The sequence below is a fragment of the Pseudomonas fluorescens genome (assembly GCF_902497775.2).
Lineage (GTDB): Bacteria > Pseudomonadota > Gammaproteobacteria > Pseudomonadales > Pseudomonadaceae > Aquipseudomonas > Aquipseudomonas putida_F.
In genome coordinates this window covers 1,525,513-1,549,979 of the sequence record NZ_OZ024668.1, presented here as the reverse complement: position 1 = coordinate 1,549,979, position 24,467 = coordinate 1,525,513, and the positions used below count along the sequence as shown (strand labels likewise).

The window sequence follows — 24,467 nt, the reverse complement described above, 5'->3', positions numbered from 1 at the left end:
TGCGCGGCGTGGAGACACCAACATGGCTATTGCCAACGCGGCGCCCGCCGCACGCCTCCTGCCGCGCATCATTCGCGCCGGTGAGGCGCCGCAGTATCTCGGCATGTGCCGGGCTGAATTCAACAAGACCGTCAGGCCGCACGTCAGCGAGTTTCCAATTGGAGAGCGCGGCGTCGGCTTTGACCGGGAAGAGCTGGATGCCTGGGTAAACGACTACATCCAGGCCATGGCAATTGCGAAAGAAGGCGCTCAAGGACGACAATCATCCGGCAGCGAGCGCCAACCAGGAGATAAAGGATGGCGCGAAAAACGATCACGGGCCTTTCCCAGCGGAACGGCATCTGGCACATCGACAAAAAAATCAACGGAGAGAGACTTTACGAGAGCACTGGAGCTTGTGAGCGGGAAGAGGCAGAACGCTACCTGATTCACAGGCTTGAACAGATACGCCTGCGGAAGGTGTACGGGGTTCGCCAGGTTCGGACATTCAGGGAAGCCGCAACTCGCTACATCCTTGAGCATCGGGACCAGCCGTCGATACGACTGACGGCGTTGTGCCTTCAGCAGCTTGACCCCTACATCGGGGACCTGCCGCTGACACACATCGACGATCAAGCCCTGGAAGCCTTCATCGCGGAGCGACAGTCTGACCAGGTGCTGCCAGACGGCAAGGTAAAGCCCGCGGTAACCAATCGCACAGTGAACATCGCGATCGAGCGTGTGATCAGGGTTCTGTCGTTGTGCGCGAGGAAATGGCGAGACGAAGAGCGCAGGCCTTGGCTTGATAACGTGCCACTGCTGAGCAAGCTGGAAGAGAAGAGATCGAGCAGAAAGCCCTACCCATTGTCTTGGGAAGAGCAGTCGATCCTTTTTGGAGAGTTGCCGGCGCACCTGCAAACGATGGCCTTGTTCAAGGTGAACACAGGCTGCCGCGAGCAGGAGGTCTGCAAATTGAGGTGGGATTGGGAGATTTCAGTACCGGAACTGGGAACGAGCGTGTTCCTAATTCCCGCCGACTTCGGCGGCAGGCACGCCAACTCGGGTGTGAAAAACCGGGATGAGCGCCTGGTGGTGCTGAACAGCGTGGCCAAATCGATCATCGAGAAGCAGCGCGGCATCAGCAGGGAGTGGGTTTTCCCCTACAAGGACACTGCCGTGCACAGGATGAACGATTCGGCCTGGAAGAAAGCTCGGGTGAGAGCAGCGAAACTCTGGCAGGAGAAAAACCTTCGCCCTGCTCACCCTGGGTACGCTTCGATCAGGATTCACGATTTGAAGCACACGTTCGGTCGTCGCCTAAAGGCAGCCGGAGTAACTGAGGAGGACCGTAAGGCACTGCTCGGGCACAAGAACGGAAGCATAACCAGTCATTACTCGGGAGCCGAGCTTGGTCAGCTGATCGAGGCGGCAAACATGGTATCAGCCACTGATTCGCGAGGACCAGTGCTGACAATTTTGAAGAGGAGGCAGGCGTGAAAATTGGACAAGTCACGCAAAAGTCACGCACATGAAAAAGGCCAGCTCTCACGAAACTGGCCTAAGTCATTGAAATATATGGTCGGGACGGAGTGATTCGAACACTCGACCCCTTGCACCCCATGCAAGTGCGCTACCGGGCTGCGCTACGCCCCGACTGGGCTTGAAGCATGTTCCCCTGGTTGCTGAGAACGTTGAAGAATGTACCCTAACCTTTTGAATTATGGAAGCATTTTTTCCAAAATTCCGGGCCCGATAAGGGTTACTTCTTCAGCACCACCAACACGTCTTCCAACTCGGCAATCATCTGCCGGATCAGTTGTTTGTACTGGGTGGTGTCGTCCTTAGCTTCGTCGCCAGAGAGGCGCAAACGCGCCCCGCCGATGGTGAAGCCTTGGTCGTACAGCAGCGCGCGGATCTGGCGGATCATCAGCACGTCTTGGCGCTGATAGTACCGCCGGTTGCCGCGGCGCTTTACCGGGTTGAGTTGCGGGAATTCCTGCTCCCAGTAGCGGAGCACGTGCGGTTTTACCGCGCAAAGCTCGCTTACTTCACCGATGGTGAAGTAGCGCTTGCCTGGAATCGGCGGAAGCTCGTCGTTATGACTTGGTTCCAGCATAGGCCTCAACTCGGGCTTTCAACTTCTGCCCTGGACGAAAGGTGACGACCCGACGCGCTGTGATCGGGATTTCTTCCCCGGTCTTGGGGTTGCGGCCCGGCCGCTGGCGCTTGTCGCGCAGGTCGAAATTGCCGAATCCGGACAATTTGACCTGCTCGTTGTCTTCTAGAGCGTGCCTGATTTCCTCAAAGAACAGCTCGACCAATTCCTTGGCCTCGCGCTTGTTCAGGCCCAGCTCCTCGTACAGCCGTTCGGCCATCTCAGCTTTCGTCAGAGCACCCATACGCTATTTCCTTAACGTGGTGTTCAACCTTTGTTCGAGCGAGGTGAGGATGTTTTGTGTCGCGGTGTTCACCTCTTCATCATTAAGAGTGCGCGATGGATGCTGCCAGGTCAAGCCGACGGCCAGGCTTTTTCTATCAGGATCAATGCCTTTACCCTGATAAACATCAAACAGCCTGAGGTCTGTAAGCCATTCGCCTGCATTGTCACGAATTACTTCAAGCACCGAGCTCGAAGCAACATCACGTCCTGCCACCAAGGCCAGGTCACGACGCACTTCCGGGAATTTCGACAGTTCGCTGAACTTCGGCAGGCGGCCTTCGGCCACTTCACCCAGGACCAGCTCGAAGACGTACACCGGACGATCCAGGCCCAGGGTCTTGGCCAGCTCCGGGTGGATGGCACCCAGGTAGCCGACTTCGCGACCGTCACGCTCGATGCGTGCGGTTTGGCCCGGGTGCAGCGCCGGGTGTTTGCCCGCAACGAAGCTGAACTCGGCGAGCGAGCCGGAGAAGCCCAGTACCGCTTCAACGTCTGCTTTGACGTCGAAGAAGTCGATGCTGTCGCGGCCGTTGGCCCAGCCTTCCGGCAGGCGGCTACCGCACACCACACCGGCGAGCATTGGCTGCTGCTTGAGGTCGCCCAGCTGGCCGACGAAGCGCAGGCCGCTTTCGAACATGCGCACGCGGTCTTGCTGACGGTTGAGGTTATGCTGCAGCGACTTGACCAGGCCCGGCCACAGCGAGGCACGCATGGCCGCCATGTCGTTGGAGATCGGGTTGGCCAGCAGCAGCGGCTCGACGCCTGGGCTGAACAGTTCGAACAGTTTCGGGTCGATGAAGCTGTAGGTGATGGCTTCCTGGTAACCACGGGCTACCAGCAGGCGGCGCAGGGCCGGCAGTTCGCCACGGGCTTCGGCCTTGGCCTGCGGGGCCAGGCGCGCTTGCGGGTAACGCACTGGCAGGCGGTTGTAGCCATACAGGCGCGCCAGCTCTTCGATCAGGTCGACTTCCAGGCTGATATCGAAGCGATGGCTTGGCACTTCGACCTGCCACTGGCCTTCGCCGGCGGTGGTTTTCAGGCCCAGGCCGTTGAGCAGTTGCTCGACGTCGGCACTGGCCATTTCCATGCCCAGCATCTGGGTCAGGCGCTCGGCACGCAGGGTGACCGGGGCCACCTTGGGCAGGTGCGCTTCGCTGGTGACGTCAATCACCGGGCCTGCTTCGCCGCCGACGATCTCCAGCAGCAGGCCAGTGGCGCGCTCGATGGCTTCGCGCGCCAGCTGCGAGTCGACGCCACGCTCGTAGCGGTGCGAGGCATCGGTGTGCAGGCCGTAGGAACGGGCCTTGCCAGCGACGGAAATCGGCTCGAAGAAGGCGCTCTCAAGGAAGATGTCGCGGGTGCCCGCGGCAACGCCACTGTGCTCACCACCCATCACGCCGGCAATGGCCAGGGCGCGGCTGTGGTCGGCGATGACCAGGGTGTCGGGGCGCAGGGTGACTTCCTGGCCGTCGAGCAGTACCAGCTTCTCGCCCTCTTCTGCCATGCGCACGCGGATGCCGCCGTTGATTTCGGCGAGATCGAAGGCGTGCATCGGCTGGCCCAGCTCGAGCATCACGTAGTTGGTGATGTCGACGGCAGCGTCGATGCTGCGCACGTCGGAGCGACGCAGGCGCTCGACCATCCACAGCGGGGTCGGCCTGGTCAGGTCGACGTTACGGATAACCCGGCCCAGGTAGCGTGGGCAGGCCGCTGGGGCCAGCACTTCAACCGGACGCACTTCGTCGTGCACGGCCGCCACGGCCGGCACTTGCGGACGGGTAACCGGGACGTCGTACAGGGCGCCGACGTCGCGAGCCAGGCCCGCCACAGACAGGCAGTCGCCACGGTTCGGGGTCAGGCCGATCTCGATGCTGGCGTCGTCCAGGTCCAGGTACAGGCGAATGTCGGTGCCAACCGGGGCGTCGGCCGCCAGCTCCAGCAGGCCGTCGTTTTCTTCGCTGATCTGCAGCTCGGCCGCCGAGCAGAGCATGCCGTTGGATTCAACGCCACGCAGCTTGGCTTTCTTGATTTTGAAGTCGCCCGGCAGTTCGGCGCCGATCGTGGCGAACGGGATCTTCAGGCCAGGGCGCACGTTAGGCGCGCCGCACACTACCTGGAAGGTCTCGCTGCCATTGCTGACCTGGCACACGCGCAGCTTGTCGGCATCGGGGTGCTGTTCGGTGCTCAGCACCTCACCGACGATGATGCCGCTGAACTGGCCGGCGGCCGGGGTGACGCTGTCGACCTCAAGGCCGGCCATCGACAGACGGGCGACCAGATCGTCACGGGATACCTGCGGGTTGACCCAACCGCGCAGCCACTTTTCACTGAATTTCATCCTGCTCTCCTGAAAGATTCGTTACGGGTGCGCGACCTAGCGAAATTGCGCAAGGAACCGCAAGTCGTTGTCGAAGAACAGGCGCAAATCGTTGACGCCGTAACGCAGCATGGCCAGGCGCTCGGCGCCCATGCCGAAGGCAAAGCCCTGGAATTCTTCTGGGTCGATGCCCGACATGCGCAGCACGTTGGGGTGAACCATGCCGCAGCCCATGACTTCCAGCCAGCCGGTCTGCTTGCACACGCGGCAGCCTTTGCCGCTGCAGATCACGCACTGGATGTCGACTTCAGCCGAAGGCTCGGTGAAGGGGAAGAACGACGGACGGAAACGTACCGCCAGCTCTTTTTCGAAGAACACCCGCAGGAATTCTTCGATGGTGCCTTTGAGGTCGGCGAAATTGATGTCGCGATCGATCAGCAGGCCTTCGACCTGGTGGAACATCGGCGAGTGGGTCAGGTCCGAGTCGCAGCGGTAAACGCGGCCCGGGCAGACAATGCGGATGGGCGGCTGGGTGGACTCCATGGTCCGCACCTGCACCGGCGAGGTGTGGGTACGCAGCAGCATGTTGGCATTGAAATAGAAGGTGTCGTGCATTGCCCGGGCCGGGTGGTGGCCGGGAATGTTGAGCGCTTCGAAGTTGTGGTAGTCGTCTTCGACCTCAGGGCCTTCGGCGATGCCGTAGCCAATGTGGGTGAAGAACTGCTCGATGCGTTCCAGGGTACGGGTGATCGGATGCAGACCACCGGAGGTCTGGCCACGGCCCGGCAAGGTTACATCAATGCACTCGGCGGCCAGTCGGGCGCTGAGCTCGGCTTCTTCAAACGCCGCTTTGCGCGCGTTGAGGACCTCGGTGACGCGTTCCTTGGCGTCGTTGATCAGCGCACCGACTTTCGGCCGCTCTTCGGCAGGCAGGTTGCCCAGGGTCTTCATCACCTGGGTCAGTTCGCCTTTCTTGCCAAGGAATTGCACCCGGATCTGTTCCAGGGCATTGATGTCTTCAGCGCGTTCCACGGCCTCCAGGGCTTGGGAGACCAGCGCGTCCAGGTTTTCCATGTACAGACTCCAGATACGAAATAGGGGAAGAGCGCAGGCTCTTCCCCTATTAAGACGTTTAACACCAGGCGCCGGAAATGACGCCTGGTGATTGTCGGGGGTACTTAAGCCAGCGAGGCTTTAGCTTTCTCGACAATCGCAGCAAACGCCGCTTTTTCGTTCACTGCCAGATCGGCCAGAACCTTGCGGTCGATTTCGATCGACGCTTTTTTCAGGCCAGCGATCAGGCGGCTGTAGGACAGACCGTTGATACGCGCACCAGCGTTGATACGAGCGATCCACAGAGCGCGGAACTGACGTTTTTTCTGACGACGGTCGCGGTAGGCGTATTGGCCTGCCTTGATGACCGCTTGCTTGGCAACACGGAATACGCGCGAGCGAGCGCCGTAGTAGCCTTTAGCCAGTTTCAGAATTTTCTTGTGACGCTTACGAGCGATGACGCCACGCTTTACACGAGCCATGAGTAACTTCCTCTAATCTTTGACCGAAATTAACGTACGCGCAGCATGCGCTCGACTTTTGCAACGTCAGACGGGTGCAGCAAGCTGCTACCACGCAGTTGACGCTTACGCTTGGTCGACATTTTGGTCAGGATGTGGCTCTTGAAAGCGTGCTTGTGCTTGAAGCCCGAAGCAGTTTTCAAGAAACGCTTCGCTGCACCGCTTTTGGTTTTCATTTTTGGCATGTTCGGATACTCCGCATTCAGTTGATAAACATAACCGCAAGGCCTGCCGTGCCCTGGTGGTTATTTCTTTTTCTTGGGTGCGATGACCATGATTAGCTGGCGTCCTTCCATCTTAGGATGCTGTTCGACGGAACCGTATTCCAAAAGGTCAGTTTCGACCCGCTTCAACAGTTCCATACCCAGCTCCTGGTGGGCCATCTCACGACCGCGAAATCTCAAGGAAATCTTGGCCCTGTCCCCATCACTCAGGAAACGTACCAGGTTGCGTAGTTTTACCTGGTAATCCCCCTCCTCCGTCCCTGGACGAAACTTGATTTCTTTAATCTGGACCTGCTTCTGGTTCTTCTTGGCCTCGTTAGCTTGCTTCTTCTTTTCGAAGAGGTGCTTGCCGTAGTCCATGACCTTGCAGACAGGCGGTACTGCGTCGGCAGAAATTTCTACCAGGTCCAGCTTCGCTTCTTCAGCGATACGAAGCGCTTCATCAATCGAGACGATGCCAATCTGCTCGCCGTCAGCGCCAATTAACCGAACCTCGCGTGCCGAGATATTCTCGTTGATCGGGGCCTTCGGTGCAGCTCGTTTATCGTTTCTCATTTCACGCTTAATAGTAATTACTCCGATTCTTGGCGACCACGCCGGGAAACCGCTTGAGCGAGGAATTCAGCGAATTGAGCGACGGGCATCGAGCCCAGGTCAGCGCCTTCACGAGTACGCACAGCGACGGTTTGCGTTTCGACTTCGCGATCCCCTATAACCAAAAGGTAAGGGACCTTGAGCAAAGTATGCTCGCGGATTTTAAAGCCGATTTTCTCATTTCTCAAGTCGGACTTGGCACGGAACCCGCTTTCATTGAGAGTTTTTTCAACATTCTGGGCGAATTCGGCCTGTTTGTCGGTGATATTCATGATCACCGCCTGGGTTGGCGCGAGCCAGGCCGGGAATGCACCTTCGTAATGCTCGATGAGAATTCCGACGAAACGCTCGAACGAACCGAGGATTGCACGGTGCAGCATCACTGGATGCTTGCGGCCGTTGTCTTCGGAGACGAATTCGGCGCCCAGACGGATCGGCAGGTTGAAATCGAGCTGCAGGGTACCACACTGCCAGACACGGCCCAGGCAATCTTTCAGCGAGAACTCGATCTTCGGCCCGTAGAAGGCACCTTCGCCCGGCTGCAGGTCGTACGGCAGGCCGGCGCTGTCGAGGGCGGCGGCCAGTGCAGCTTCGGCGCGATCCCACAGCTCATCGGAACCGACGCGCTTTTCAGGGCGGGTCGAGAGCTTCATTTCGATGTCCTTGAAGCCGAAGTCGGCGTAGACATCCATGGTCAGCTTGATGAAGGCGGCGGACTCGGACTGCATCTGCTCTTCGGTACAGAAGATGTGCGCGTCGTCCTGGGTAAAGCCACGTACACGCATGATGCCGTGCAGCGCGCCCGACGGCTCGTTACGGTGGCAGGCACCGAACTCGGCCAGACGCAGCGGCAGCTCGCGGTAGCTCTTCAGGCCCTGGTTGAACACCTGCACGTGGCATGGGCAGTTCATCGGCTTGATGGCGTAGTCGCGGTTTTCCGACTGGGTGGTGAACATGTTGTCGGCGTAGTTGGCCCAGTGGCCAGACTTCTCCCACAGCGAACGGTCGACAACCTGCGGAGTCTTGATCTCCAGGTAGCCGTTGTCGCGCTGAACCTTGCGCATGTACTGCTCGAGTACCTGGTACAGGGTCCAGCCGTTGGGGTGCCAGAACACCATGCCCGGCGCTTCTTCCTGGAGGTGGAACAGGCCCAGGCGCTTGCCGATTTTACGGTGGTCGCGTTTTTCTGCTTCTTCGATGCGCTGAATATAAGCAGCCAGCTGCTTCTTGTCGGCCCAGGCGGTGCCGTAGACGCGCTGCAGCTGCTCGTTTTTAGCGTCGCCGCGCCAGTAGGCGCCGGACAGCTTGGTCAGCTTGAAGGATTTCAGGAAACGGGTGTTCGGCACGTGCGGGCCGCGGCACATGTCGACGTATTCTTCGTGGTAGTACAGGCCCATGGCCTGTTCATCCGGCATGTCCTCGACCAGGCGCAGCTTGTAGTCTTCGCCGCGGGCCTTGAACACTTCGATCACTTCGGCGCGCGGAGTGACCTTCTTGATGACGTCGTAGTCGGTGTCGATCAGCTGCTGCATGCGCTGCTCGATCGCCGCCATGTCTTCGGGCGTGAAAGGACGCTCGTAGGCGATGTCGTAATAGAAGCCTTCATCGATGACCGGACCGATGACCATGCGCGCAGTCGGGTACAGCTGCTTGACGGCGTGGCCGACCAGGTGGGCGCACGAGTGACGGATGATCTCCAGCCCCTCTTCGTCCTTGGGCGTGATGATTTGCAGGCTGGCATCGTTCTCGATCAGGTCGCAGGCGTCGACCAGCTTACCGTCGACCTTGCCGGCGACGGTGGCTTTGGCCAGGCCCGCACCAATGGATGCGGCGACTTCGGCAACGGAAACTGCCTTGTCGAATGAACGTTGACTGCCATCGGGAAGAGTAATAATGGGCATGGCGCCTCCTCTCCTAGTGGTGACCCCTACCAAAGGTCACGTGGGTTGGGATGAGCCAGTACGCGATCCGCCCCTGTCTTTGCACAAGCAAAGCCTGCCTCACAGTGGCAGAAGCCCGAAGGCCTGCCAGGGAACGAACCAGAGTGACTGGAATAGTAAAAAAACAGTTGGGAGCTGCAAGCCGCAAGCTGCAAGAAAAAGCCGGCGGCGAGCTCAAGCCACGCATGCTAGCACAAAGCTTTCGGGCGATTGCGGGCAGATTGACCGGCTGGGCAGAAATATTCGGAAATTAAGCCCTGGCGGTGAACTTGCGCGGATTTTTTCCGCTCAGAGTTTGTGAAGCGTCCTACTCTTGTGAGACTCGACCCCAAGGAGTGTTTGGTTATGCGACTTCAGTCTCTTCTGGCCCTGGCGGCTGCATCTGCCCTGCTGCTGCCGTTGGGCGCCCATGCCGGCAAACTACCCGCCAACTACCAGCCCACCTGTGTTGCTCAAGCGCAGCAGCAGAATCCAAAGCTGACCAAGGCCCAGGCCGAACAACACTGCAGTTGTGCCGGCAAGGTGCTTGAGAAGGAGTTCACCGATGCCGAAATCACGGATCTGGACAGTGCCGACGGCATAGATGCGAACACAATGAAGCGTGCCCAAGAAAAAGTTGCAGCGGCCTGCGCCCCGAAAAAATAGGCATTTGGCCATGTTATCCATCGCTAATTTGCTCCAGATCAGCAATCTGCGAAGGTAAAAGGGGCTACAAGCCCATAATTAGACTATGATGGTCGGCGTGCACCCTGTTGGCCTCGGCAACACCGCACTACTGAAAATCATGTTTCCTGGAGATACACCCATGTCTAATCGCCAAACCGGCACCGTAAAATGGTTCAACGATGAGAAAGGCTTCGGCTTCATCACTCCACAAGGTGGCGGCGACGACCTGTTCGTTCACTTCAAGGCTATCGAAACCGACGGTTTCAAAAGCCTGAAGGAAGGCCAGACTGTCTCCTTCGTTGCCGAAAAAGGCCAGAAGGGCATGCAGGCTGCACAAGTTCGTCCAGAGTAAGATCTGACGAATAAAAAAACCCGTCCTTGTGGCGGGTTTTTTTGTGCCTGAGATTTGGGTCTGCAGGGCTTTTCTCTGTGGGAGCGGGCCTTGCCCCGCGATCGCGCCACCTGATGTGCCAGTTGCGCTGTCTCATCGCAGGGCAAGCCCGCTCCTACAGGGGGGGCGTGTTAGCCGCAGTTCACGCGGGTGATCACGCCTTTTTCGTCGGCGTTGAGGTTCAGGCGCTCGGAGCGGTATTCCAGGGTCATGACGTCGTGAGGCTTGAGCACACGGGCCAGTTGCGAGCCGCTGGCTTTACGCGCCTGCTCGAGCAACTCGGGGGTGGCCGGCTTGCCGATGGTGAACTCGGCGCCGCTGGCCTGGCAACGGCCATCGGTGTTGACAGCAGCCTCAGGGGCTTTCGACGAAGAGCCGCCAGTGTTGCTGCAACCTGCCAATACGGCGATAGCCAACAGGCCTACCAATGATGCACGCGTGCGGAACATGAATCCTCCTTAAATACTTGGATGCTGCCTATATGACAGCATTCCTGGTTTTTCGTTGCAAAACCGGACCATTGTGCCCGAGCCAGAGCGGCCGGGGCCAAGGGCAATCGTGACCGGATTTTGCACACCCTCAATACAGGTCGATGTAATCGCTGGCCGGATTGGGCCAGTTGTTCTTCAGGGCGTTGTACACCTGCAGCACCCAGCGCTCATCGTCCGCCACCTGAAAACCGACGCAACCCGAGCCCGCCGCCCAGGTTTCCAGACGAAAGGACAGGCCGTCCACCTCACGGCCACCCGTGACCTGGGACAACCAGGCGATGCCGGCGCGATTGACCCGCAACTGGTTGTGAACCGCGCCGTTTCCGGCCACCAGCAGGGCCCGCACGTTGTCGAGGGTAAAGTCGTTGGGGTTGGTCAAATCGATCTGCACTGCACTGTCCCGGCAAGCTAAAACACCGTTAGTTTGCCACGCCCCTGCGCTTATGCCTAAGTCGCAGTGCGCTGCAGGCAGCGCCCATGATTAACTGCAGGCATCGGTGGAGTGCAGGCCAGCCTCCCCTTCAAACGCCAGGGCCCGGCATTTGAACCGACAGCGCGCGCAGGTTTCATTCGAGAATCTTCATGACTAGCCACACCATCGATGCCGACATCAAGGTCAAATGGCCTGAGGGTCAGAGCGCCTACAGCCCGGCCAGCGCCGAAGAGTTGCTGCTGATCGCCCTCGATTTACTGGTCAAGGACCTGGGCCCGGACGACGCACGTACCTACGTCGACCAGGTCTTTGAACGTTACAGCCAGCCGCCGGTTATGGCAGACGTGCCAGACGGGCACTGAGCAGATCAAAAAAGCCCTGGGCATCACCCTCTGTAATCCAGGTGACGTTGCCCGGCTGTTTCAGGGTGCCATACCAGTCGGTGATGGTCTGGCCGAAGGTCGGGCCGTCGCGGCTGTCGACCTGCATGAATACCTGCCGGCCAGTGAACAGCTCGGGCTTGAGCAGGTAGGCGATCACCGTGGTGTCATGCACCGGCCCGCCAGGGATGCCGTAGTGCTTCATGTCCTGCTTGACGTAGGCGTTGAGGATATCCACCACACGCTTGCTCGCCCCATTGTTCAGGTCGGCAATCTGTTTGAGCCGCGCCTCGCTGGTCAGCACCTTGTGGGTGACGTCCAGCGGCAGGTAGGTGAGCTTGACACCGCTGTTGAGCACCACTTCGGCCGCGTGAGGGTCGGCGAACAGGTTGAACTCGGCCACCGGGGTGATGTTGCCGCCATTGAAGTGAGCGCCGCCCATGACCACCACTTCCTTGATGCCATTGACGATCTGTGGCGCCTCGATCAGGGCCAGGGCCAGGTTGGTCTGCGGGCCGAGCATGGCCACGGTGATGCTGTGCGGCTTGGCGCTGCTCAAGGTGTCGATCAGGTAGCGTACCGCACTGCCACTGGCCAGGCCTTTCTGCGGCTCGCTGACGGTCACCCCGGGCAAGCCCTCCTCGCCATGGATGTCGGCGGCGTAGATCGGCGTGCGCACCAGCGGTTTCGGCGCGCCGGCGTACACCGGAATGTCTTCGCGCCCGGCCCATTCGCGGGCCAGTCGGGCGTTGCGTGAGGTCTTCTCCAGGCGCACGTTGCCGGCCACGGTGGTGATGGCGCGGATCTTCAGTTCATCCGGCGAGGCCATGGCCAGGAACAGCGCCACCACGTCATCGGCGCCAGGGTCGGTATCAATAATCAGGTCAATGGGCGCCGCCTGGGCGCCGGCCGACAGCAGGGACATCAGCAGTACTCCTTGGAGCAAACGTTTGGCACAGCTCAACATAAGACATGTCCTTATGATCAGATGGAAAAGCTAGAAGGTCACCCCGGCAACCAACGCGATATTGCTGTAAGGCCGGCATTCACCGGTGCGCACGATGGCGCGGGCGCTGCGGCTCAATTGCTTGAAGTCGTCATGACTGAGCAAGCGCCGGCTGCCCAGCTCGCCCTGGGCCGTCAACTGCTCGACCACTGTCAGGCCCGGCGGCTGATGCTGGAGGATTTCCTCCGCCAGCACGTGGCTTTCGACCTGCATTTCACTCAGCACGATGCGCAGGGTGCTGGCGAAATCAGGAATACCCGGGGTCAGCGCCAGGTCGATCAGCTCCACGCCCGGCGGCACCGGCAAACCGGCATCGCCGATCAGCAGGATGTCGCCGTGACCGAGTGAGGCAATCAGGCGCGACAGGGCGATATTGAGCAACGGCGTCTTCTTCATGGCTGCAGCTCGGCAAGGTGCGGAATCGACGGCTGCGCGCCGGCACGGGTGACCGACAGGGCCGCAGCCCGCTGACCCAAGGCAATCGCCGCGCCCTCCTCTTCGCCGCGCGCCAGGGCCGCAGCGAAACCGCCGACAAAGGTGTCGCCCGCCGCCGTGGTGTCTACTGCCTGCACCAACGGCGCCGGGAAATGCCTGAACGCCTGGCCATCGGCAAACAACGCGCCCTGGGCGCCCAGGGTGACGATGACCTTGCCAACGCCCATGGCCAGCAACCGGGTGGCGGCCGCCTTGGCGGTTTCCAGGTCGTTGACCGGCAGCCCGCTCAGGGCTTCGGCTTCGCTTTCGTTGGGGATCAGGTAGTCGATATTGGCGAACCACTCGGCCGGCAGCGGGCCGCTGACCGGCGCCGGGTTGAGGATCACCGTCTTGCCCAGCGCCCTGCCCCGCTCAAGAGTGTAGGCAACGGTGGCCATGGGCACTTCCAGCTGGCAGATGATCACCTCGGCGTTTTGCAGCAAGGCATCGAAGCGCTGCACCGACTCGGGCAACAGTTGGCCGTTACCACCGGCAATAATGACGATGGCGTTCTGGCTGGCGGCATCGACCACGATCAGCGCCACACCGCTGGACATCCCAGCAGCAATGCTCACCGCCTGGCAGTCGATCTGTTCAGCGGCCAGGGCCTGGCGCAGTTGCTGGCCGTAGGCATCGTCACCGACGCAACCGACCATCGCCACCTGCGCGCCCAGGCGCGCCGCCGCCACTGCCTGGTTGGCGCCCTTGCCGCCCGGCACCGTGGCGAAGGTTTCCCCCACCAGGGTCTCACCGCCACGGGGCAGGCGCTGGGCGCGGGTGACCAGGTCCATGTTCAGGCTACCTACCACTACTACATTGGCTTGCATGTGCGGGCTCGTTCTCAGCGGTAATCAGTGAAAAGGTCGGGGCGCGGCGCCGTGGACTCGCGCAGGACGATGCTCGGCGCGACGATGCGCTGCTCCGGGGCGCCGCGCAGGGGCTCGGCGATGCGCCGCAGCAGCAGTTCGGCGGCGCTCTCGCCCAGCTCGCGAATCGATTGGCCGACAGTGGTCAGGGCCGGGAACACGTACTGGCCGATCTGGATATCGTCGAAGCCGATCACCGACAGCTCGCTGGGCACGCAGATGTTGCGCTCGGCGGCGGCGCGCAATACGCCGATGCCGATCATGTCGTTGCCGGCGAAGATCGCCGTCGGCCGCTCGCCTTCGAGCAGCAGCGCCGCCGCGGCATATCCGCCGAGGCTGGTGAAGTCGCTGCTGAGCAGCCAGTCCTGGCGCGGGGTAACCCCGGCTTCGGCGAGCGCGCGATGGAAACCCTCCAGGCGCAACTGGGCAACGCTGGTAGTGGCCGGGCCGCCGATGCAGGCGATGTCGCGATGACCGAGTTCCAGCAGGTGGCGGGTCGCAAGATAAGCGCCCTGCTCGTGGTCGATGCGTACCAGGTCGGCGGCCACGCCCTCCAGGGCCCGGTCGACGATGACCATCGGCGTGCGCACGCAGGCCAGGCTGCCCTGCAAGTCGCTGTCTTCGCCGACCGAGGCGACGATCAGGCCGTCGATGCGTTTTTCCAGCAGCACGCGCAGGTAGCTGCGCTGCTTTTGCGGGTTGTCGTCGGAGTTGCAGAGGATCACGCAATAGCCGTTGCGCTCGCAGCCGTCCTCGATCCCCCGGGCCAGCTCGGCGAAGTACGGGTTGACGCTGTTGGGCACCAGCAGGCCAATGGTGGCGGTGCTGCGCGCCTTGAGCGAGCGGGCCACGGCGCTGGGCACATAGTCGAGCTCGGCAATCGCCGCTTCGACCTTCAGGCGCACCGGCTCGCTGACCGGGCGGGTCTTGTTCAGTACGTGGGACACGGTGGTGTAGGAAATCCCCGCCAGTGCCGCGACATCTTTGATGGTTGCCATTGTTTCAGTTCCGCCTGCGCGCGCGCCGGCTGCGGTAAGTGTCGAGGACCACGGCGATGACAATCACCGCCCCGGTGATAATGCGTTTGGTCGGCTCCGAGGCGCCGATCTGCGCCAGGCCTGCGGCCAGCACCGAGATGATCAGCACGCCGAAGAAGGTGCTGATCACCGAGCCGCGCCCGCCCATCAGGCTGGTGCCGCCGATGACCACGGCGGCGATCACTTGCAGCTCAAGGCCGGAGCCGGCATTGGGGTCGGCGGCTTCCAGGCGGGAAATCTGGAACAGCGCGGCAAGCCCGGCGAGCAGGCCCATCAGCGAGAACACCAGGATCTTGTACGGGCGCGGGTCGATACCGGCCAGGCGCACCGCCTCTTCGTTGGTGCCGATGCCGATCAGGTAGCGGCCGAACACCGTGCGCGTGAGTACCCACTGGGCGAGGATGATCACCAGCAAGGCGATCAGGAACGATGGCGATACGCCGAAGGCCAGGGGGTTGGACAGCCAGGCAAAGGCATCGCCGATGTAGGCGGTGCGCGAATCGGTCAGTTGATAGGCCATGCCCCGGGCCATTTCCAGCACCCCCAGCGACACAATGAACGACGGAATGCGCCAGGCCACGGTGATCGAGCCAGTGATGCTGCCGGCCAGCGCCGCCACGGCCATGCCGAGCAAGGCCGCCGGCATCACGCTCCAGCCCCAGCCGAGCATCGCCACGCTGACCGCGGAGCCGGCCAGGGCCAGCACTGACCCCACCGAGAGGTCGATGCCGCCGATGATCAGCACGAAGGTCATGCCCACGGCCAGCACCATCAAATCAGGGATCTGGTTGGCCAGGGTGCTGAAGGTGGCATAAGACAGAAAGTGGCTGCTCAGGAACGAGAACAGCACGATCATCGCCAGCAAGGCGCCGGCCAGGCCCAGGTAGGTACCCAGGCCGAAGTAGCTGCCGCTGCGCTTGGCGCTGGGGGCGGCGGTGTCCAGTTGCGTGGTTTTCATGGGGTTGTCCTGGGCGCCGCTTCATGCAGCAACGCATCACGTTTCTGATAGCCGGCAAAGGCTGCGGCCAGTAGTTGGTCCTGGGTCCAGCTGTCGCGCTCGAAGGTATCGATCAGGCGCCCGGCACTGAGTACGCCAATGCGGTCGCAAATCAGCATCAGCTCGCGCAGGTCGCTCGACACCACCACCAGCGCCTTGCCCTGACGCGCCAGTTCCGCCAGCAGGCCGTAGATATCGAACTTGGCACCGACGTCGATGCCACGGGTCGGCTCATCGAACAGCAGCACCGTGCAATCGCGCTCCAGCCAGCGGCCAATCACCACCTTCTGCTGGTTGCCACCCGACAACTCGCCGACCACTTGCTCGGGGCTGGAGCTGCGGATGCGCATGGCAGCGATCTGCCGTTCGGCCAGTTCGCGCTCGGCGCCGCTATTGACGATGCCGGCGCGGGAAATCGCCGGCAGGTTGCCCAGGGCGATATTGGCGCTGATCGACTGGCTCAGCAGCAGGCCTTCGCCCTTGCGGTCTTCGGTGATCAGGGCAATGCCCTGGCGTACCGCAGCCACGGGCGAATCGACCCGTACCGCACGCAAGGGATTGCCCAGTTCGATGCTCCCGCTGTCGGCGCTGTCGGCGCCGTAGATCAGCCGCAGCAGCTCGGTGCGCCCGGCGCCGATCAGCCCGGAAATGCCGAAGATCTCGCCGCTGCGTACCTCGAACGAGACGTCTTTGACCTTGTCGCTGCGGCTCAGGCCGTTGACCTTGAGGATCGGCGCGCCGATGTTGCGCACGCCCAAATCAATATGCTCGCCCAGCTCGCGGCCGACCATCAGGTTGACCAGTTGCTCGCTGTTGTAACGCTGCATCGGCTCGACACACACCAGCTTGCCGTCGCGCAGCACGGCAATGCGCTGGGCGATGCGCTTGAGCTCTTCCAGGCGATGGGAGATGTAGACGATGGCCACGCCGCGCTGCTGCAGGCGCTCGATCTGGGTGAACAGCAGCTCTACCTCGCGGGCGGTGAGCATCGCCGTGGGCTCATCGAAAATCAGCACATGGCAATCGCCGATCAGGTTGCGGGCGATCTCGACCATTTGCTGATGGCCGATGCCCAGCTCGCCGACCAGCGTATCAGGGTCGATGGCGTCCAGGCCAACCTGGGCCATGGCCGCCAGCGCCAGTTGGCGCAGGCGCTTGCGGTTGATCCAGCCAACGCGCCCGGGCAGGTTGTCGAGAAACAGGTTCTCGGCCACGGTCAGGGTCGGCAGCAGGTTGAGCTCCTGCATGACCATGCGCACGCCCAGCCGCTCGGCAGCGGCGCGGCTGCCCGGCTGGTAAGGCTGGCCTTGATAGCGCATGAGCCCGGTGGTGGGCACTTCGAGGCCGCCGATGATCTTCGACAGGGTACTTTTGCCCGCGCCGTTTTCACCGGTCAGGGCCAGCACCTCACCCCGGTGCAGGCTCAACTCGATATCGCCCAGCACCGGCTGGGCGTAGGTCTTGCCGATTGCGCTGACTGAAAGGACGACATCCGCAGTCGCTGACATTGCCTGTTCTCCTGGCGACTACGGTTTGGTAACCAATTTGACCGGGGTCTGAATGACGTTGTCGGCATCGACAGCGGTTTTCTCGCCCTTGAGCATCTTCAGTGCCGCCTCGATACCGAACACCGCCTGCTTGGCGGCGTACTGGTCGGCGGTGGCAAGCACGCGGCCGTCCTTGAGCATCGGTTTGATGGCGTTGATGTTGTCGTAGCCAACCACCTGCACCTGGCCGGCCTTGCCCGCCGCACGCACCGCCGAAACAGCGCCGAGGGCCATGCTGTCGTTGCCGGCCAGCAGTGCCTTGAGCTCGGGGTTGGCGTTGAGCAAGGAGGCGGCGACAGCGTTGCCCTTGGCAATTTCCCAGTCCCCCGACTGCACCGAGACCACCTTGATCTGCGCCGCGTCCATTGCATCCTTGAAGCCTGCGGTGCGCTGCTGGGCGTTGGTGGTGGTCGAGACGCCTTCGATAATTGCCACCTGGTCACCCGCCTTGAGCTTCTCTTTGGCCAGGTAATCACCCACCAGGCGCGCGCCCTTGCGGTTGTCGGGGCCTACGAACGGCACGCTGAGGTTCTTGCTCTTGAGCACGTCGGGGTCGAGGCGGTTGTCGATGTTGATCACGGTGATGCCGGCGTCCATGGCCTTCTTCACCACCGGCACCAGGGCCTTGGAATCGGCCGGGGCGATAACCAGGGCATTGACCCCGGAGACGATCATTTGCTCGACGATACGAATCTGGTTACTGGCGTCGGTCTCGTCCTTGATGCCGTTGGACACCAGGTCGAACTCTTTGGCATGGTCTTTCTGGTAGGCCTTGGCGCCGTCTTCCATAGTCCGGAAGAACTCGTTGGCGAGCGACTTCATCACCAGCGCGACTTTCGGCTTGGCTTCGTCGGCCAGGGCTTGGGAAAAGGAGGTAGCAAGGGACAGCGAGGAAAGTACGGCGACCGCCAGCAGGCGTCCAGCAAAGGGCAGCTTCATGGGTTTACTCCGGATTTTATGATTTTTATCGGGTCGCAAACGTTTGCGTTAACTCACTATGAGAACGTCACCAAGGTTTGTCAAATCCGCTGCCGGAGACTGTTTGGTCAGTGCTCGTAGGAACTATCCTAAAAATAGCCGGAAAACCGAACATCCCTTGTACACAATATTCGGAATTCCGAATAGAAAAATGCACGACTAGAGGTTCGAAAGACCTTCTAACCCCATGAAAATCAATAGATTCAAGATGAAAACCGACGAGCGGCGGTTCTGGTACGAAACCTGCTCCTCCAAGCGCGTTACACAGCGAACTCCAGACAGAAGAGAGATCAACGATGAAAGCTGCGCTTAATTCCTTCGTTCCGGGCGCTTTGGCCCTGCTGCTGTTAATGCCCGCAGGCGTCAATGCCAAGGAAGTCGAGAACCAACAGAAACTGGCCAACGTGGTGATCCTCGCCACCGGTGGCACCATCGCAGGCGCCGGCGCCAGCACCGCCAACAGTGCGACCTACCAGGCCGCCAAGGTCGGTGTCGACAAGCTGATCGCCGGCGTTCCGGAACTGGCCACCCTGGCCAATGTGCGCGGCGAACAAGTGCTGCAGATCGCCTCCGAAAGCATCAGCAACGAAAACCTGCTGCAACTGGGCAAGCGCGTCGCGGAACTTGCCGACAGCAAGGACGTCGACGGCATCGTCATCACCCACGGTACCGACACCCTGGAAGAGACCGCCTACTTCCTCAACCTGGTGGAAAAAACCGACAAGCCAATCGTCGTGGTCGGCTCCATGCGCCCAGGCACTGCCATGTCGGCTGACGGCATGCTCAACCTGTACAACGCGGTCGCGGTCGCCAGCAACAAGGATTCGCGCGGCAAAGGCGTACTGGTCACCATGAACGACGAGATCCAGTCGGGTCGCGACGTCAGCAAATCGGTGAACATCAAGACCGAAGCCTTCAAGAGCCAATGGGGCCCGCTGGGCATGGTCGTGGAAGGCAAGTCCTACTGGTTCCGCCTGCCGGCCAAGCGTCACACCGTTGACTCGGAATTCGACATCAAGAAAATCAGCAGCCTGCCTGCCGTGGACATCGCCTACGGTTACGGCAACGTCACCGACACCGCCTACAAGGCCCTGGCACAAAATGGCGCCAAGGCGATCATCCACGCCGGTACCGGCAATGGCTCGGTGTCTTCGAAGGTAGCCCCGACCCTGATCGACCTGCGCAAGCAAGGCGTGCAGATCATTCGTTCGTCCCACGTCAATGCCGGCGGCTTCGTGCTGCGCAACGCCGAGCAGCCTGACGACAAGAACGACTTCGTCGTTGCCCACGACCTGAACCCGCAAAAAGCCCGGATTCTGGCCATGGTCGCCATGACCAAGACCCAGGACAGCAAAGAGCTGCAGCGGATCTTCTGGGAATACTGATCGAGTAACACCCAGCGCTTGCCCGCCCTGTAGGACGGGCAAGCCTGCCTCCCCCACCCTCGCAAAAAATACTTTAAACAGACCGCAGCAAACCGCGCGGTTTGCGGTCACATGCGCTCTTTCACCGACGAGCTGTTGCGAAATTGCTTACAGTAAAATACTGTATGCGCATACAGCTAAAAAAGGAACGCTTCGTGGCCACCACTTCCGCCCCTGCCAGCAGTTACGAGCAACTGGGCACCCGCATCCAGAAAATCATCAATTCCCCCACCGCACAAAAAGCCCGGGCCGCGCTGATCTTCCGCCTGGAGCACGAATCGCCTGAAGACTGGGCCACCCTGCTCGACGAAATCGCCGAGAACGACAACGTCACCCTCGCCTACCGCGATGACGGTGGCGTGCAGATTTTCTGGGTTGTGCCGAAGGAAGATTGAAAGCGCATGAGATTTCCGGTTTTTGCAGTAGCTTGTTTGTTGTTCAGTGTCACCACCGCCCACGCCGATGCACCGCGCACCTTCAACGAAGCCAAGAAGGTCGCCTGGCGCCTGTATGCGCCGCAGTCCACCGAGTTCTACTGTGGCTGCAAGTACAACGGCAACAAGGTCGATTTGCAGGCCTGCGGGTATGTGCCGCGCAAAAATGCCAACCGCGCCTCGCGCATCGAGTGGGAGCATATCGTCCCGGCCTGGCAGATCGGCCACCAGCGCCAGTGCTGGCAAAGCGGCGGGCGCAAGAACTGCACGCGCAATGACAAGGTTTACCAGCGCGCCGAGGCCGACCTGCACAACCTGGTGCCGAGCATTGGCGAGGTCAATGGCGATCGCAGCAACTTCAGTTTCGGCTGGCTGCCCGAGCAGCGTGGGCAATATGGCTCATGCCTGACCCAGGTGGACTTCAAGGCCAAGAAGGTCATGCCGCGACCGTCCATTCGCGGGATGATCGCGCGCACCTACTTCTATATGAGCAAGCAGTACAACCTCAAGCTGTCGAAACAGGACCGCCAGTTGTACGAAGCCTGGAACAAGACCTACCCGCCGCAGCCCTGGGAACGCCAGCGCAACCAGCGGGTCGCCTGTGTGATGGGCCATGGCAACGAGTTCGTCGGCCCGGTGAACCTCAGCGCCTGCGGTTGAGGCTCAGGCCAGCGCCTGCAGGTAGGCGCTGGCCTGCTGGTAACGGGCCAGGCGGGCCATGTCATCGGGGCCGGGCATGGCAATGCGCGACAGGTCGCTGTTGTCGGCAAGATCGGCCAGCTTGACCACCCGCGCCAGCGGATCATCGCCCACACGCACAACAAAAGCCTCGTAGCTTTCGTCATCGCGCCGGCTTAGCGCCTGTACGGCGGCCAGGATCTTCAGGGCGAAACCTTCGCGAGCAAGATCGGAGAGCGTCATCGGTGAATCTTCGAGCACGTCGTGCAGCACCGCGACAATGCGCTGTTCGGGCGTCGTCACCCTCAGCATCACCCGCAACGGGTGGAGGATATAGGCAGCCCCACCTTTGTCGCGCTGCCCCTCATGTGCCCTCGCCGCAACCGCAATGGCCCGCTCCAGCGTAGACATATGGCCCTCCTGCTCAGCGCGGCTGTCGTCGTAGACGCGCCATGCTGTAGACATCGATCAACTCACCGTCACGCATAGCATAGTCAATCAATTGACCTTCAACCGCAAAGCCGAAGCGTTTGTACAAGGCCAGCGCCGGTTGATTGTCGGTGTACACGGTCAGCTCGACGCGCTGCAGGCCCATCCAGTTGTCCGCCACCTCCAGTACCGCCTCAAGCAAGCGACTGCCAACACCCTTGCGTTGCCAGTCCGGCGCCACGCCCATGCCGATACCGCCACAGTGGGCACGGCGGATACGCGCGTATTGTTCCAGCGAGCAACTGCCGATGACTTCACCCTGGTGCAACGCCACCAGAAACAGCATCCGCTCGCTGTCCAGGCTCAGCCGCTTGCGCCAGATCTCGGGCGACTGATAAGGCATCTGCAGCACCTGGCGCGCCACCCGCGGATCGTTGTAGAGGGCGGTCAGGCCCTCGACATGCTGCTCGGTACAACGTTGCAGGGTAATGGCGGCGGATGAATCACTCATGACGGCTCTCCTTGCGTATGAGCCGTGAGTGTACGAGGAGCGCGAAGCCCCTGGCTAGCGCGGGGCGTCGTGCTGGATGACGATCGAGTCGGTGCCCAGGCGCGCCATGACATCGGCTTGCTGCGCCTCGGCCTGCGCCTTGTCGGGATAAGGGCCGAGCAGCACCACCGGCTTGCCGTTGCGGTAGACCACCGAGGACGGGATCTGCTTTTCGATCAGGCGGGCGGTCATGTCGCTCAGGGCACCCATGTTCGCACCCTGGACGATCTCGACATCCCAGCCTTGTGGCGCTGGCTGATCAGCCGCAGCATCGGCGGCGCGCTGCAGGTCGGCACCGCCGCAGCGCTCGCGAATGGCCAGGCTGCTGCCCTGGTCGGCAATAATGATCTGATAGTCGCCGCCGGCCTGCTTGATCGCCACGTAACTGCGATACGGCACAAAAGCGCCGGCGTCGTCCTTGCCGCGCACCTGGCCGCAGATAATGCCTTGCTGGTCGAATCGCACGTTGGCGAACTTGGCCGTCTTGGGGTTCTGCAGGTTTTCGGCTACCTGCTTGTGCACGCCCTCGACTTCGTTTTCGCAACCGGCCAGAGCCAGCACCGCCATTACCACCGCCACTTTGCGCACGCGTCTATCTCCTGAATGCAAGCGGCGGATTTTAGCATTCTTGGCTGGCCTTTAGGGCCCTATCGCGGAACGGGTGTAGGAGCGGGCTTGACCCGCGATAAGACTCCACAGACAACAGATGAGGTGTTGGCTGGATTACGATCGCGGGGCAAGCCCGCTCCAACAGCAAAAAGGGCGACCCTTGTGGATCGCCCTTTTTGTTACCACACAGCAGTGTGGATTTGTTTGGTAGGCACAATTGGATTCGAACCAACGACCCCCACCATGTCAAGGTGGTGCTCTAACCAACTGAGCTATGTGCCTGCTGTGGGGCGCATAATACGCAGGTCTTTAACCTTCGTAAAGCGAAATTTCATAAAAAAATCAGCAGCTTTGCTTTGCCGGCAAAAAATACCCACAAACAAAGAAGGCGACCCTCGCGGATCGCCTTTTTTGTGTACCGCCAGCAGGGGCGGATTTGATTTGGTAGGCACAATTGGATTCGAACCAACGACCCCCACCATGTCAAGGTGGTGCTCTAACCAACTGAGCTATGTGCCTGCTGTGGGGCGCATTCTACGCAATCGCCGAACAGTGTCAACTCTTTTTTTAACGCTAAGCCACTGAATAACAAAAGTATTTGTGAAAACCCGGGGTAAAGGATTTTCAACACACGACTAGCGGGTGTTTATTATTATTGATAGCATCGGTACAGTCGTAAAAAATATAAAACAGAGGTTTCGCAGCATGGCCAATACCCCCTACCCTCAGTCCTACTACGCCGCATCGGCCAATCCGGTTCCGCCGCGCCCGGCGCTGCAGGAAGAGGTACAGACCGATGTCTGCGTGATCGGCGCCGGCTACACCGGCTTGTCCAGCGCCCTGTTCCTGCTTGAAAGCGGCTTCAAGGTCACCGTACTGGAAGCCGCCAAGGTCGGCTTCGGCGCCTCGGGCCGTAACGGCGGGCAGATCGTCAACAGCTATAGCCGCGACATCGATGTCATCGAACGCACCGTCGGCCCCAAGCAGGCGCAACTGCTGGGTCACATGGCGTTTGAAGGCGGGCGCATCATCCGTGAGCGCGTGGCCAAATACAACATCCAGTGCGACCTTAAAGACGGTGGCGTGTTCGCCGCCCTGACGCCCAAGCAGATGGGCCACCTGGAATCGCAAAAGCGCCTGTGGGAACGCTTCGGCCACACCCAGCTGGAGCTGATGGACCAGAAGCGCATCCGTGAAGTGGTCAACTGCGATCAGTACATCGGCGGCATGCTCGACATGAGCGGCGGTCACATCCACCCGCTGAACCTGGCCCTGGGCGAAGCCGCCGCGGTCGAGTCGCTGGGCGGCAAGATCTACGAGCAATCGCCGGCCATCCGCATCGAGCGCGGTGCCAACCCGGTGGTGCATACCCCACAAGGTAAAGTGCGCGCCAAGTTCATCATCGTTGCCGGTAACGCCTACCTCGGCGGCCTGGTGCCGGAGCTGGCGGCCAAGTCGATGCCGTGCGGCACCCAGGTGATCACCACCGAGCCACTGAGCGAAGACCTGGCGCGCAGCCTGCTGCCGCAAGACTACTGCGTCGAAGACTGCAACTACCTGCTCGACTACTACCGCCTGACCGGCGACAAGCGCCTGATCTTCGGCGGTGGCGTGGTCTACGGTGCGCGCGACCCGGCCAACATCGAAGCGATCATCCGCCCGAAAATGCTCAAGGCCTTCCCGCAGCTCAAGGACGTGAAGATCGACTACGCCTGGACCGGCAACTTCCTGCTGACCCTGTCGCGCCTGCCGCAAGTGGGTCGCCTGGGCGACAACATCTATTACTCCCAGGGTTGCAGTGGCCACGGCGTCACCTACACCCACCTGGCGGGCAAGGTGCTGGCCGAGGCCCTGCGTGGCCAGGCCGAGCGCTTCGATGCCTTCGCCGAGCTGCCGCACTACCCGTTCCCGGGTGGCCAGCTGCTGCGTGTACCGTTCAGCGCCCTGGGCGCCTGGTACTACAGCCTGCGCGATCGTCTGGGCTTCTAAGCCCCCTGCCCGGCTTGCGC

Annotated in this window: 29 protein-coding genes and 3 tRNA genes; 9 read left to right on the top strand and 23 right to left on the bottom strand. The window is 61.1% G+C overall.

All coding sequences use genetic code 11. The features are described from left to right. The first annotated feature begins 22 nt into the window (after positions 1–22). Positions 23–427: a helix-turn-helix transcriptional regulator gene (locus F8N82_RS07180; protein ID WP_224793885.1), complete on the top strand. Its 405-nt coding sequence runs from the start codon at positions 23–25 to the stop codon at positions 425–427. Further along, the gene (locus tag F8N82_RS07175; RefSeq protein ID WP_224793887.1) at positions 313–1,476 is read left to right on the top strand and encodes a tyrosine-type recombinase/integrase; all 1,164 of its coding nucleotides are present in this window, start codon (positions 313–315) and stop codon (positions 1,474–1,476) included. The genes F8N82_RS07180 and F8N82_RS07175 overlap by 115 nt, the downstream gene beginning before the upstream one ends. A gap of 79 nt (positions 1,477–1,555) precedes the next feature. Here the strand turns inward: F8N82_RS07175 and F8N82_RS07170 are convergent. From F8N82_RS07170 to thrS, 9 genes are all read right to left on the bottom strand, one after another. Next, positions 1,556–1,632, bottom strand: a tRNA-Pro gene (locus tag F8N82_RS07170). Positions 1,633–1,738: 106 nt separating this feature from the next. Continuing rightward, positions 1,739–2,095: a MerR family transcriptional regulator gene (locus F8N82_RS07165; RefSeq protein ID WP_038994582.1), complete on the bottom strand. Its 357-nt coding sequence runs from the start codon at positions 2,093–2,095 to the stop codon at positions 1,739–1,741. Then, on the bottom strand, positions 2,076–2,378 hold the full coding sequence (gene ihfA, locus F8N82_RS07160) for an integration host factor subunit alpha (RefSeq protein WP_002553164.1): 303 nt from the start codon (positions 2,376–2,378) through the stop codon (positions 2,076–2,078). The genes F8N82_RS07165 and ihfA overlap by 20 nt, the downstream gene beginning before the upstream one ends. Before the next feature lie 3 nt (positions 2,379–2,381). After that, on the bottom strand, positions 2,382–4,757 hold the full coding sequence (gene pheT, locus F8N82_RS07155) for a phenylalanine--tRNA ligase subunit beta (RefSeq protein WP_038994581.1): 2,376 nt from the start codon (positions 4,755–4,757) through the stop codon (positions 2,382–2,384). A gap of 36 nt (positions 4,758–4,793) precedes the next feature. Next, on the bottom strand, positions 4,794–5,810 hold the full coding sequence (pheS, locus tag F8N82_RS07150) for a phenylalanine--tRNA ligase subunit alpha (protein ID WP_038994580.1): 1,017 nt from the start codon (positions 5,808–5,810) through the stop codon (positions 4,794–4,796). 104 nt (positions 5,811–5,914) lie between these two features. Further along, positions 5,915–6,271, bottom strand: a complete 357-nt coding sequence (rplT, locus tag F8N82_RS07145) for a 50S ribosomal protein L20 (protein ID WP_010222414.1) — start codon at positions 6,269–6,271, stop codon at positions 5,915–5,917. A 29-nt stretch (positions 6,272–6,300) separates the two neighbouring features. Continuing rightward, on the bottom strand, positions 6,301–6,495 hold the full coding sequence (gene rpmI, locus F8N82_RS07140) for a 50S ribosomal protein L35 (protein ID WP_009394045.1): 195 nt from the start codon (positions 6,493–6,495) through the stop codon (positions 6,301–6,303). A gap of 60 nt (positions 6,496–6,555) precedes the next feature. Next, the gene (infC, locus tag F8N82_RS07135) at positions 6,556–7,107 is read right to left on the bottom strand and encodes a translation initiation factor IF-3 (protein ID WP_174242331.1); all 552 of its coding nucleotides are present in this window, start codon (positions 7,105–7,107) and stop codon (positions 6,556–6,558) included. Continuing rightward, the gene (gene thrS / locus F8N82_RS07130; RefSeq protein ID WP_038994579.1) at positions 7,107–9,029 is read right to left on the bottom strand and encodes a threonine--tRNA ligase; all 1,923 of its coding nucleotides are present in this window, start codon (positions 9,027–9,029) and stop codon (positions 7,107–7,109) included. Before thrS ends, infC begins: the two co-directional genes overlap by 1 nt. A gap of 384 nt (positions 9,030–9,413) precedes the next feature. Here thrS and F8N82_RS07125 point away from each other — a divergent pair, with 384 nt between their 5' ends. Together F8N82_RS07125 and F8N82_RS07120 are read left to right on the top strand one after the other, a co-directional pair. After that, entirely contained in the window at positions 9,414–9,713 is a 300-nt protein-coding gene (locus tag F8N82_RS07125) for a hypothetical protein (RefSeq protein WP_038994578.1), read from the top strand. A gap of 160 nt (positions 9,714–9,873) precedes the next feature. Then, a complete protein-coding gene (locus F8N82_RS07120) occupies positions 9,874–10,086 on the top strand; it encodes a cold-shock protein (RefSeq protein WP_007956027.1) in 213 nt (70 codons plus the stop codon). Between the two features lie 170 nt (positions 10,087–10,256). On the opposite strand, the gene F8N82_RS07115 is transcribed toward F8N82_RS07120, so the two are convergent. Together F8N82_RS07115 and F8N82_RS07110 are read right to left on the bottom strand one after the other, a co-directional pair. Beyond that, positions 10,257–10,574 carry an I78 family peptidase inhibitor gene (locus F8N82_RS07115; protein ID WP_038994577.1) on the bottom strand — a complete coding sequence of 106 codons (318 nt, stop codon included), beginning with the start codon at positions 10,572–10,574 and terminating at the stop codon, positions 10,257–10,259. 130 nt (positions 10,575–10,704) lie between these two features. Next, the gene (locus F8N82_RS07110; protein WP_038994576.1) at positions 10,705–11,007 is read right to left on the bottom strand and encodes a hypothetical protein; all 303 of its coding nucleotides are present in this window, start codon (positions 11,005–11,007) and stop codon (positions 10,705–10,707) included. Positions 11,008–11,198: 191 nt separating this feature from the next. On the opposite strand from F8N82_RS07110, the gene F8N82_RS07105 reads away from it, so the two are divergent. Continuing rightward, a complete protein-coding gene (locus tag F8N82_RS07105) occupies positions 11,199–11,411 on the top strand; it encodes a hypothetical protein (protein WP_038994575.1) in 213 nt (70 codons plus the stop codon). Here F8N82_RS07105 and F8N82_RS07100 read toward each other — a convergent pair. The 7 genes from F8N82_RS07100 to F8N82_RS07070 all read right to left on the bottom strand — a co-directional run bounded on the left by F8N82_RS07100 (position 11,383) and on the right by F8N82_RS07070 (position 18,295). Next, entirely contained in the window at positions 11,383–12,354 is a 972-nt protein-coding gene (locus F8N82_RS07100; RefSeq protein WP_414602464.1) for a nucleoside hydrolase, read from the bottom strand. The genes F8N82_RS07105 and F8N82_RS07100 overlap by 29 nt on opposite strands. Before the next feature lie 72 nt (positions 12,355–12,426). Further along, positions 12,427–12,831, bottom strand: coding sequence for a D-ribose pyranase (gene rbsD, locus F8N82_RS07095; protein ID WP_038994573.1), 405 nt, complete (start codon positions 12,829–12,831; stop codon positions 12,427–12,429). Then, positions 12,828–13,736: a ribokinase gene (gene rbsK / locus F8N82_RS07090; RefSeq protein ID WP_038994572.1), complete on the bottom strand. Its 909-nt coding sequence runs from the start codon at positions 13,734–13,736 to the stop codon at positions 12,828–12,830. The genes rbsD and rbsK overlap by 4 nt, the downstream gene beginning before the upstream one ends. Positions 13,737–13,750: 14 nt before the next feature. Next, complete coding sequence (locus tag F8N82_RS07085) at positions 13,751–14,773, bottom strand: LacI family DNA-binding transcriptional regulator (RefSeq protein WP_038994571.1); 1,023 nt, start codon at positions 14,771–14,773, stop codon at positions 13,751–13,753. Positions 14,774–14,777: 4 nt separating this feature from the next. Further along, positions 14,778–15,770, bottom strand: coding sequence for an ABC transporter permease (locus F8N82_RS07080; RefSeq protein WP_038994570.1), 993 nt, complete (start codon positions 15,768–15,770; stop codon positions 14,778–14,780). Beyond that, complete coding sequence (locus F8N82_RS07075; protein ID WP_038994569.1) at positions 15,767–17,317, bottom strand: sugar ABC transporter ATP-binding protein; 1,551 nt, start codon at positions 17,315–17,317, stop codon at positions 15,767–15,769. Before F8N82_RS07075 ends, F8N82_RS07080 begins: the two co-directional genes overlap by 4 nt. An 18-nt stretch (positions 17,318–17,335) precedes the next feature. After that, entirely contained in the window at positions 17,336–18,295 is a 960-nt protein-coding gene (locus tag F8N82_RS07070) for a sugar ABC transporter substrate-binding protein (RefSeq protein ID WP_038994568.1), read from the bottom strand. Positions 18,296–18,630: 335 nt separating this feature from the next. Here F8N82_RS07070 and F8N82_RS07065 point away from each other — a divergent pair, with 335 nt between their 5' ends. The 3 genes from F8N82_RS07065 to F8N82_RS07055 all read left to right on the top strand — a co-directional run bounded on the left by F8N82_RS07065 (position 18,631) and on the right by F8N82_RS07055 (position 20,852). Then, a complete protein-coding gene (locus tag F8N82_RS07065) occupies positions 18,631–19,719 on the top strand; it encodes an asparaginase (protein ID WP_038994567.1) in 1,089 nt (362 codons plus the stop codon). Between the two features lie 164 nt (positions 19,720–19,883). Continuing rightward, positions 19,884–20,153 (top strand): DUF1654 domain-containing protein, encoded by a 270-nt coding sequence (locus F8N82_RS07060; RefSeq protein ID WP_038994566.1) that lies wholly within the window; start codon positions 19,884–19,886, stop codon positions 20,151–20,153. A gap of 6 nt (positions 20,154–20,159) precedes the next feature. Further along, on the top strand, positions 20,160–20,852 hold the full coding sequence (locus tag F8N82_RS07055; protein ID WP_038994565.1) for an endonuclease: 693 nt from the start codon (positions 20,160–20,162) through the stop codon (positions 20,850–20,852). 3 nt (positions 20,853–20,855) lie between these two features. Here the strand turns inward: F8N82_RS07055 and F8N82_RS07050 are convergent, their stop codons facing one another. The 5 genes from F8N82_RS07050 to F8N82_RS07030 all read right to left on the bottom strand — a co-directional run bounded on the left by F8N82_RS07050 (position 20,856) and on the right by F8N82_RS07030 (position 22,977). Further along, the gene (locus F8N82_RS07050) at positions 20,856–21,281 is read right to left on the bottom strand and encodes a bifunctional (p)ppGpp synthetase/guanosine-3',5'-bis(diphosphate) 3'-pyrophosphohydrolase (RefSeq protein ID WP_038994564.1); all 426 of its coding nucleotides are present in this window, start codon (positions 21,279–21,281) and stop codon (positions 20,856–20,858) included. Positions 21,282–21,294: 13 nt separating this feature from the next. Further along, the gene (locus F8N82_RS07045; protein ID WP_038994563.1) at positions 21,295–21,810 is read right to left on the bottom strand and encodes a GNAT family N-acetyltransferase; all 516 of its coding nucleotides are present in this window, start codon (positions 21,808–21,810) and stop codon (positions 21,295–21,297) included. A 54-nt stretch (positions 21,811–21,864) separates the two neighbouring features. Beyond that, positions 21,865–22,437, bottom strand: coding sequence for an SPOR domain-containing protein (locus F8N82_RS07040; RefSeq protein WP_038994562.1), 573 nt, complete (start codon positions 22,435–22,437; stop codon positions 21,865–21,867). A gap of 226 nt (positions 22,438–22,663) precedes the next feature. After that, positions 22,664–22,740 (bottom strand) — tRNA-Val (locus F8N82_RS07035). A gap of 160 nt (positions 22,741–22,900) precedes the next feature. After that, a tRNA-Val gene (locus tag F8N82_RS07030) sits at positions 22,901–22,977 on the bottom strand. Between the two features lie 186 nt (positions 22,978–23,163). On the opposite strand from F8N82_RS07030, the gene F8N82_RS07025 reads away from it, so the two are divergent. After that, the gene (locus tag F8N82_RS07025) at positions 23,164–24,447 is read left to right on the top strand and encodes an NAD(P)/FAD-dependent oxidoreductase (protein WP_038994561.1); all 1,284 of its coding nucleotides are present in this window, start codon (positions 23,164–23,166) and stop codon (positions 24,445–24,447) included. Positions 24,448–24,467 lie beyond the last annotated feature (20 nt).

Coding starts and splice junctions, on each gene's coding strand:
- rbsD (WP_038994573.1), bottom strand. CDS start 12,831: ATGAAGAAGACGCCGTTGCTCAATATCGCCCTGTCGCGCCTGATTGCC.
- F8N82_RS07115 (WP_038994577.1), bottom strand. CDS start 10,574: ATGTTCCGCACGCGTGCATCATTGGTAGGCCTGTTGGCTATCGCCGTA.
- F8N82_RS07085 (WP_038994571.1), bottom strand. CDS start 14,773: ATGGCAACCATCAAAGATGTCGCGGCACTGGCGGGGATTTCCTACACC.
- pheT (WP_038994581.1), bottom strand. CDS start 4,757: ATGAAATTCAGTGAAAAGTGGCTGCGCGGTTGGGTCAACCCGCAGGTA.
- F8N82_RS07120 (WP_007956027.1), top strand. CDS start 9,874: ATGTCTAATCGCCAAACCGGCACCGTAAAATGGTTCAACGATGAGAAA.
- F8N82_RS07080 (WP_038994570.1), bottom strand. CDS start 15,770: ATGAAAACCACGCAACTGGACACCGCCGCCCCCAGCGCCAAGCGCAGC.
- F8N82_RS07100 (WP_414602464.1), bottom strand. CDS start 12,354: ATGTCCCTGCTGTCGGCCGGCGCCCAGGCGGCGCCCATTGACCTGATT.
- rbsK (WP_038994572.1), bottom strand. CDS start 13,736: ATGCAAGCCAATGTAGTAGTGGTAGGTAGCCTGAACATGGACCTGGTC.
- F8N82_RS07065 (WP_038994567.1), top strand. CDS start 18,631: ATGAAAGCTGCGCTTAATTCCTTCGTTCCGGGCGCTTTGGCCCTGCTG.
- F8N82_RS07105 (WP_038994575.1), top strand. CDS start 11,199: ATGACTAGCCACACCATCGATGCCGACATCAAGGTCAAATGGCCTGAG.
- F8N82_RS07045 (WP_038994563.1), bottom strand. CDS start 21,810: ATGAGTGATTCATCCGCCGCCATTACCCTGCAACGTTGTACCGAGCAG.
- F8N82_RS07125 (WP_038994578.1), top strand. CDS start 9,414: ATGCGACTTCAGTCTCTTCTGGCCCTGGCGGCTGCATCTGCCCTGCTG.
- F8N82_RS07070 (WP_038994568.1), bottom strand. CDS start 18,295: ATGAAGCTGCCCTTTGCTGGACGCCTGCTGGCGGTCGCCGTACTTTCC.
- pheS (WP_038994580.1), bottom strand. CDS start 5,810: ATGGAAAACCTGGACGCGCTGGTCTCCCAAGCCCTGGAGGCCGTGGAA.
- F8N82_RS07180 (WP_224793885.1), top strand. CDS start 23: ATGGCTATTGCCAACGCGGCGCCCGCCGCACGCCTCCTGCCGCGCATC.
- ihfA (WP_002553164.1), bottom strand. CDS start 2,378: ATGGGTGCTCTGACGAAAGCTGAGATGGCCGAACGGCTGTACGAGGAG.
- thrS (WP_038994579.1), bottom strand. CDS start 9,029: ATGCCCATTATTACTCTTCCCGATGGCAGTCAACGTTCATTCGACAAG.
- rplT (WP_010222414.1), bottom strand. CDS start 6,271: ATGGCTCGTGTAAAGCGTGGCGTCATCGCTCGTAAGCGTCACAAGAAA.
- F8N82_RS07165 (WP_038994582.1), bottom strand. CDS start 2,095: ATGCTGGAACCAAGTCATAACGACGAGCTTCCGCCGATTCCAGGCAAG.
- rpmI (WP_009394045.1), bottom strand. CDS start 6,495: ATGCCAAAAATGAAAACCAAAAGCGGTGCAGCGAAGCGTTTCTTGAAA.
- F8N82_RS07055 (WP_038994565.1), top strand. CDS start 20,160: ATGAGATTTCCGGTTTTTGCAGTAGCTTGTTTGTTGTTCAGTGTCACC.
- F8N82_RS07075 (WP_038994569.1), bottom strand. CDS start 17,317: ATGTCAGCGACTGCGGATGTCGTCCTTTCAGTCAGCGCAATCGGCAAG.
- F8N82_RS07060 (WP_038994566.1), top strand. CDS start 19,884: ATGCGCATACAGCTAAAAAAGGAACGCTTCGTGGCCACCACTTCCGCC.
- F8N82_RS07025 (WP_038994561.1), top strand. CDS start 23,164: ATGGCCAATACCCCCTACCCTCAGTCCTACTACGCCGCATCGGCCAAT.
- F8N82_RS07050 (WP_038994564.1), bottom strand. CDS start 21,281: ATGTCTACGCTGGAGCGGGCCATTGCGGTTGCGGCGAGGGCACATGAG.